The sequence below is a fragment of the Kitasatospora sp. NPDC059160 genome (genome assembly GCF_042755465.1).
In the GTDB taxonomy this organism is placed as follows: Bacteria; Actinomycetota; Actinomycetes; order Streptomycetales; family Streptomycetaceae; genus Kitasatospora.
This window is the reverse complement of the sequence record NZ_JBHZCN010000196.1, coordinates 1-7,637: the sequence shown is the minus strand read 5'-3', so window position 1 is coordinate 7,637 and position 7,637 is coordinate 1. Positions and strand designations below refer to the sequence as shown.

The 7,637-nt window shown below is 72.4% G+C and carries 5 protein-coding genes; 3 read left to right on the top strand and 2 right to left on the bottom strand.

Annotated features, from left to right (window positions below; all coding sequences use genetic code 11):
• Positions 1 to 53: 53 nt before the first annotated feature.
• Both ACFXOZ_RS41430 and ACFXOZ_RS41425 read right to left on the bottom strand, forming a co-directional pair.
• Positions 54 to 2,801 carry a glycosyl hydrolase gene (locus ACFXOZ_RS41430; protein ID WP_380595226.1) on the bottom strand — a complete coding sequence of 916 codons (2,748 nt, stop codon included), beginning with the start codon at positions 2,799 to 2,801 and terminating at the stop codon, positions 54 to 56.
• 190 nt (positions 2,802 to 2,991) lie between these two features.
• Entirely contained in the window at positions 2,992 to 3,732 is a 741-nt protein-coding gene (locus ACFXOZ_RS41425) for a rhomboid-like protein (RefSeq protein WP_380595224.1), read from the bottom strand.
• Positions 3,733 to 3,976: 244 nt separating this feature from the next.
• Between ACFXOZ_RS41425 and ACFXOZ_RS41420 the strand changes: the two genes are divergently transcribed.
• The 3 genes from ACFXOZ_RS41420 to argG all read left to right on the top strand — a co-directional run bounded on the left by ACFXOZ_RS41420 (position 3,977) and on the right by argG (position 7,543).
• The gene (locus ACFXOZ_RS41420) at positions 3,977 to 4,780 is read left to right on the top strand and encodes a rhomboid-like protein (protein ID WP_380595222.1); all 804 of its coding nucleotides are present in this window, start codon (positions 3,977 to 3,979) and stop codon (positions 4,778 to 4,780) included.
• Positions 4,781 to 4,931: 151 nt separating this feature from the next.
• On the top strand, positions 4,932 to 5,819 hold the full coding sequence (locus tag ACFXOZ_RS41415) for an SAM-dependent methyltransferase (RefSeq protein WP_380532687.1): 888 nt from the start codon (positions 4,932 to 4,934) through the stop codon (positions 5,817 to 5,819).
• 311 nt (positions 5,820 to 6,130) lie between these two features.
• Entirely contained in the window at positions 6,131 to 7,543 is a 1,413-nt protein-coding gene (gene argG, locus ACFXOZ_RS41410) for an argininosuccinate synthase (protein WP_380532690.1), read from the top strand.
• The last annotated feature ends 94 nt before the right edge of the window (positions 7,544 to 7,637 follow it).

Here is a 7,637-nt window from a genome sequence, read left to right as displayed (position 1 = left end):
GTATAAGAGACAGCGTCAGGAGCGGGCCGGGCACCGGCGCACGAACGGGACCGTCAGCCCTGGCTGTTGCCGCCCTGGCCGTCCCCGCCCTGGCTGTTGCCGTCCTGGCCGTCGCCGTCCCGGCCGAGCTCGCGCGGGTTGATCGACCAGATGCCGCGCCCGAAGGTCGCCACGTAGAGCCGGCCGTCGGGGCCCTGCTTGAGCTGCTGCACCGCCGTGGTCGGCAGGTTGCGGCCGAGCACCGAGAACCGGCTCTCGCCCGGGGCCCGGTAGAACGCGGCGAGGTCGGTGCCCAGGGCGAGGCCGCCGTCGGGCAGGAGCTTCACCGAAGTCGCCGGGACGTCGGGCAGGTTGGCCGAGACGTTGGTCCAGGTGGCGCCGCCGTCCCGGGTCTCGAAGAGGTGGCCGGTGCCCGCGCCGGGGCCCTCCGTCCAGGTGCGCGAGAAGCCGTTGACGGCCACGAGGACGTGCCGGGCGTCCTTCTCGTCCACCGCGAAGGAGGAGATGTACCGGTTCGGGATCGTCCCGTCGACGGGCAGGTTCAGCTGGTGCCAGCCGGTGCCGTCGATGTTGCCCACCGCGATGCCGCGGCTGAACCCCTGGTTGTTGCACGGGCCGCACCAGCCCGCGTACACGGTGCCGTTGACGGTGGCGACGGCGGTGGCCACGTGACCGGCGCCCAGGTCGTAGGCGGAGGTCCACTCGCTGCCGCTGCGGATCGCGTAGCCCTTGTGCTGCACCCAGACGTGCTGGCCGCCGGCGATCCAGGTGTCGGCGTCCGCGGGGTCGGCGGTCATCGGCGCGATGAACCGGGCGGCGTTGGTGTCCTTGTCCGGCGGGGCGACCTCGTAGGAGGTGGCCTTGCTCGGATCCTTCGTCCAACTGCCGTCGTTCACCGCGCAGTTCTGGGTGACCCACATGTCCAGGTAGACGTACTCCTGGGCGATGTCGCAGCCGTTGGCCGGGTCGACCAGGGTGTCGCCGCCGTCCCCGCCGAAGTTGGAGCCCATCACCTTGTCGTGCGCCCGCAGGATGGACTCGCCGTTGTCCTGGAGCCCGCCGCTGACGATGACGCCCTTGCCGGACCGGTCCGCCGGGTCCTTGCCGACGCCGACCGAGTAGTACTGGAGGGTGTCCATGGTGCCGTCGTTGAGCGGTGTCCAGTCCTTGCCGTGGCCCCAGGCGTCCAACTGCCCCTTGCCCGGGCGCCGGTAGATGCCGCCGTCGTTGCCGACGTAGACGTTCACCTTGCCCTGGTAGCTGCCGAAGGCGACGGCGTGCTGGTCGGAGTGGGTGGTCGGCGAGCAGTCACCGGTCTGCTTGCTCGGGTCGATGCTCCAGCACGGGAAGCCGTTGTTCCAGTACGGCCCGACCGTCGCCCACGCGTTGCCGCCGTCGGTGGTCTCGAAGACCTCCTCCAGGCCCGCGTAGACGTGGTCCGGGTTGGCCGGGTCGACCTGGAGCGACTGGTTGTACCAGGCCTGGATGCCGGGCTGGTAGCCCGGGTCCTGGAGCGCCGAGCCGGACGCCTTGAGCTTGTCCTTGTCCGCGATCAGCGTCCACGGGCCGTACGGCGAGCCGGACTTGGAGACGTAGATGCCCTTGAGTCCGGTGTCCGGGTTGTGTGCGGCGACATCGGGCGACTGGTCGATCGCGTAGTAGCGCGAGCCGTCCGCCGAGCGGGCGAAGGTCACGTTGCCGACGTTCGCGGCGTCCGACGGCAGGTCGCCCAGCGCGCCGACGCGCTGCCAACTCCCGTCCGCTGCCTTGCTGTAGAAGCCGTTGTAGGTGTCGCCGCCGCGCCAGCCGACCGCCAGGACCACCTTGGACGGGTCCTTGGGGTCGATCGCGATGTCGTTGGCGATGTTCTTGTACGGCGCGCTCGGGTCCTTGGCCATCGAACCGCCCGGCAGGTAGTCCGGGTTGGGCGCGAACTCCAGCTTCCACGGCCCCGACAGGTCGGAGGTCGAGTGGCTCCACACACCGCGGCTGGTCGCCGCCCACACCTTGCCGCCGCCGAAGCGCAGCGCGTGGATGATGGTCGACTCCAGCTCCGGCCCGCCCACCCGGTTTCCGGGCTGGAACTTGCCGTGCTGCGGGTCGGACAGCACGTACACGCCGGTGCCGACGTACGAGGTGGCCCCGGTGTTGGACTCGCCGGTGGCGTACCAGAGCCGCCCGCCGCCGTCGAGGTTCAGGGTGCCGGTGGAGAGCGTGGGCAGCTTGTCGGCGATCGGCTCCCACCGGCCGCCGCCGGTACGGGAGCGGAACACCCCGCCGTTGGCGCCGCCCGCGTACACGTAGCCGTCGGTGTCGGCGGCGATGCCGGTGATCCGGCCGGTCACCAGTCCGGCGCCGCCGCTGGAGTTGGAGTTGACGTCCCGGTAGCGCGGGTCGTCGGAGTTGTACGGCTTGTCGGTGACGTGGTCCCAGGTGCCGCCCGTGTGCGGCATGGACTGCAACTGCGCCCAGGCCGCACCGTAGGCGCCCGGCGCCACGACACCCGGCGCGGTGCGCGCCTCGGTGTACTGGGCGACGCCCTCGGCGGAGTTCTCCGTCTCGTCGCCGCCGTCCCCGGGCGAGTCGGCCTCGGGAGCGGTGGTCGAACGGGGGGCGAGCGAGGAGGTCCCGGCACCCCGGACCTTCTTCGCGTGCTGCTTCCCGACGTCTGCCTGGTGCTGCACCTGCCAGGGTTGCGATGCGGACGGCGACGGCGCGGCGAGCGCCTGACTGGTGGTCAGTCCGAGGGCGGTGAGCGTGACGGCGCTGAGCAGCAGCCGACGACGTTGCCTGATGGGCACGAGTGCGGTCCTCCCCTGTGGCCGGCCGCGCGGTTGCGCGGCCCCGGCGAAACAGGGGGTAAGCCTGTCCGGTGTGCCCGGCCAGGGGAAGGCCCGAACGGTAAAAGGAGGTTAAGACCCTTACCGTTTCGAACAGTTGGCATTCACCGAATGCCCGGGTGCCCGAACGCCTGACGTCCGACGGCCCCGCTCACCGACCGGGCTGCCGCCGCCCGCGCACCCGCCACTTACGCACCCGCCGCCACGACTCCCGCACCACGGCGGCCGGGTCGAAGGCTCCCGGCCGGTCCCGGGTGATCGGGTAGCAGGCGAGCCCGATCAGTGCCGCGCTGAGGTGGCCGATGCTGGTGTAGTCCCGGCTCTGGTGAACGCCGTAGACGTACACGGCGAGCACTCCCCCCACGTAGAGGTACCGCCAGGGCCGCACGATCAGGTAGCTGAGCACCCCGACCACCCCGGCGAGCGCGTAGCTCACGCCGTAGTCGAGCGTGTAGACGGCCTTCGGCGCCGCCAGGCCGCGGTGGATCGCCCAGCCGAGCACCCCCTCGCTGAGGTAGGTCGCCCCGACGTGTGCCAGCACCGCCACCGACAGCCAGCGCAGCGTGCCCAGCCAGCGCTCGGCGGGCACGTGGAAGAGGTTGTACAGCGCGAAGTAGCTCAGCCAGCCGCCGCCCGCGATCCACAGCGCGCTGGTCAGCAGCACCCGAACGGGTGAGACCTGGAGGTGGTGCAGGTTGGTCGAACGCCGCTGCAGGATCCGGTCGGCGGTCACCGGGTCGACGTGCCGGATCACCTGGGTGGTGACCAGCAGGATCGCCAGCCAGACGTAGGTGCCGGGGGCGCGCCGGACGTAGCGCCACGCCGCCCGGGCCGCGCGCGCCCACCAGGGCCCCGGGTGCGCCTGCGGCACGCCGGTGGTGCTGCCGGTCATCGGCGCCTCCTCGACGGTCCGCTCCTCCTCGACGGCCCCCACCTCACCCTGGCCCGCCCGGGCCCCCGCCCGCCGCCGCGACGGCCCGTTCGGGTGACCCGCCCGGCGGCGTCCGTACCCGGCCTCCCGCCCGCGAAACCGTCGACGGGCGGGCGCGGCCGACTGCCGTAGGCTGGCTCTCCGGCCGCCCACGGGCCGCCGGGCACCGGAGACCGGACACCGCACGCAAAGGGCGCCAGGCACGATGAGGGACCGCCTCGGAACGACGCAGCCGACCGACACCGCCACCTCCCGGACGCCTGATTCCAGAACGGCCGCCGACGGAACGGCGGCCGGCGACGGAACGGCGGCCGGCGACGGAACGGCGGCCGGCCGGAGGGCCACCGGCGGCCGGGCCGCGCTCGCGGCGAGCGCCCACACCGCCGCGCTCCGGCTGCGTCTCACCTCCGTCTACGTCGTCCTGCTGACGATCACCGCCACCTGGCTCGCCACCCAGGGCCACGCCGGCCGGGCCCGGTTCGTCCGGCACAACAGCAGCAACGTCCACCACATGGAAGTGGGCAAGTGGTGGACGATGTTCACCAGCGGCCTGGTGGTCGACGGCGTCCCGGCCTGGGCCGGCATCGCCGCCGTCGCGATCGCCCTGGGCCTGGCCGAGTGGCGCTGGGGCCCGGCCCGCGCGGGCGCGGTGTTCGTCTTCGGGCACCTGGGCGCCACCCTGCTCACCGAGGGTGCCATGTGGGTGATGCTGACCGCCCGGATCCCGGGGGCGCTCTCCCGCGCGCGGGACGTCGGGATCAGCTACGGGCTGGTCGCCACCATCGGCTGCCTGCTCGCCCTGGGCCCGCGCGCGCTGCGCCGGTACGGGCTGCCGCTCCTCGCCCTGGTACTGGCCGGCGCCTGGGCGGCGGACCAGCAGCTGGCCGACGCCGGCCACCTGGTGGCCCTCACCCTCGGCGTCGTCGCCGCCCGCACCGCCTGGCTGCGCAACCGTGCCTCCTCCCGGAGCCCGGCCCCCGGCGGCGGGCCCCGCGGTGAACCGCAGTGAACCGCAGTGAACCGCAGTGCAGTGAACCTCGGTGAACCGCGCCAGGGCCAGTGATCGTCCTTCCCAGTGGGCCGGGTACGATGCAGAACCGATCAACCGGCTGGCTACCAGCTTCTGGTGACCGTTGATCAGGCCAAACGGAGGGGACCCGATGCCCGAGTTCGACAACGCCACGAACCCTGCGGACGTGACCGACCCGGCGGGCTTCGCGGATCCGGCCGACTCCGCGGATCCGGCGGGCTTCGGGCATCCGGCGGACTTCGTGGACCCGGTGATGCTCCAGACCCACCGGCCCCACCCGGCCCGGATCTACGACTACTGGCTGGGCGGCAAGGACAACTTCCCGCCGGACCGGGCCGCCGCCGAGCACGCGATAGCCGCCGCGCCCGACATCCCGCAGGCCGCCCGGGAGAACCGCGCCTTCCTGCGCCGCGCCGTCCGGCTCTGCGTCGAGGCCGGGGTCCGCCAGTTCATCGACATCGGCTCCGGCCTGCCCGCCCAGGGCAATGTGCACGAGGTCGCGCAGGAGCTGGCCCCGGAGTCCCGGGTGGTCTACATCGACAACGACCCGATCGTGCTCGCCCACGGCCGGGCGCTGCTCGCCAGCAACCACTCCACCACCGTGCTCACCGGCGATCTGCGCGACCTCGACGAGCTGCTCGACCGGCCCGAGCTGCGCGAGCTGATCGACCTCTCCCGTCCGGTCGCCGTTCTGCTGATGGCCGTCCTGCACTTCATCGACGACGACCAGGCCGCCGCGGCCGTCAAGGCCGTCCACGACCGCCTCGCCCCGGGGAGCTTCCTGCTGCTCTCGCACAGCACCGCCGAGGGCAACCCGCAGCGCGCCGCCGAGGTCGTGAAGACCTGGGACGACACCGATTCGCGCATCCGGCTCCGGGGCCGGGCCGAGGTGGAGGGCTTCCTCACCGGCTGGGAGCCGCTGGAACCGGGTGTGGACTTCGTCCCGCTCTGGCGCCCGGACGGACCGACCGCGGGCTCCACCCGCTGGATGTACGCGGGCGTGGGCCGCAAGCCCTGACCCCCTCCTCCCCGGACCAGCGCAGGGCCGGACTCCCCCGGGAGTCCGGCCCTGCGCCTTCCCCGCCCTCTCCCCCGCCGCCGCGCGGGGGGGCCGGATCCCGCAAACACCCCTCTGGCCAACGGAGTTGAGGTCGGCCCCGACCCCCGGGAGCGGCCCGCCGGAGCTGCCACCCCGGCCGACGCGGCCGTATGCTCTTGCGGTACTCTGCAAATCTATGCCAGAGTGCGGGCATCGGATCAATCAGGCCGAATCCCCTCACACGTCGCTAAATCAGGAGCCCGCACCGCGGGTGGGTCAAGGGTGCATGCATGTCGAAGGTCTTGAGCAAGCTGCCGGTCGGTGAACGGATCGGCATCGCATTCTCGGGTGGGTTGGACACCTCCGTCGCGGTCGCGTGGATGCGCGAGCACGGTGCCGTCCCCTACGCCTACACGGCCGACATCGGCCAGTACGACGAGCCGAACCTCGCCGACGTCCCGGCCCGTGGCCGTGCCTACGGCGCCGAGCAGGCCCGCCTGATCGACTGCCGGGCCCCGCTGGTCGAGGAGGGCCTGGCCGCCCTGGCCTGCGGCGCCTTCCACATCCGCTCCGCCGGGCAGACCTACTTCAACACCACCCCGCTCGGCCGCGCCGTGACCGGCACCCTGCTGGTCCGGGCCATGCAGGAGGACGACGTCTCGATCTGGGGCGACGGTTCGACCTACAAGGGCAACGACATCGAGCGGTTCTACCGCTACGGCCTGCTCGCCAACCCCAACCTGCGGATCTACAAGCCGTGGCTGGACCAGGACTTCGTCACCCAGCTCGGCGGCCGCAAGGAGATGTCCGAGTGGCTCGCCGAGCGCGACCTGCCGTACCGGGACTCCGCCGAGAAGGCCTACTCCACGGACGCCAACATCTGGGGCGCCACCCACGAGGCCAAGCGGCTGGAGTTCCTGGACGCCTCGCTGGAGATCGTCGCCCCGATCATGGGCGTCGCCTTCTGGGACCCGGCCGTCGAGATCGAGACCGAGGACGTCACGGTCGACTTCGAGTTCGGCCGGCCGGTCCGGATCAACGGCCGTGAGTTCGGCTCCGCCGTCGACCTGGTGCACGAGGCCAACCGGATCGGCGGACGGCACGGTCTGGGCATGTCGGACCAGATCGAGAACCGGATCATCGAGGCCAAGAGCCGCGGCATCTACGAGGCCCCGGGCATGGCACTGCTGCACATCGCCTACGAGCGGCTGCTGAACGCGATCCACAACGAGGACACCCTCGCCACCTACCACACCCAGGGCCGGCGCCTCGGCCGCCTGATGTACGAGGGCCGCTGGTTCGACCCGCAGGCGCTGATGCTGCGCGACAGCCTGCAGAAGTGGGTCGGCCAGGCCGTCACCGGCAGCGTCACGCTGCGGCTGCGGCGCGGCCAGGACTACTCGGTGATCGACACCCAGGGCCCGAACTTCAGCTACCACCCGGAGAAGCTGTCGATGGAGCGCAGCGTCGACGCCGCCTTCGTCCCGGACGACCGGATCGGCCAGCTGACCATGCGCAACCTGGACATCGCCGACTCCCGCAGCAAGCTGGAGCAGTACGCGGGCCACGGCCAGCTGGCGCCGTGGACCGGCCTGATCGGCGAGCTCACCCCGGGCGGCGCGGCGCCGATCGCGGCGGGCACCGGCGACGAGGCGGAGTCCACCGCGCTGGACCACGCGGCGATCGAGTCCGGCACCGACTGACATCTACGGGGCCCGACCGACGGGGACCCGACCGGCTACGGGCCGGAACGGCCGGGGGACCGCGCCGCGCACCCGGGGGGCGGGCCCCGGCCCG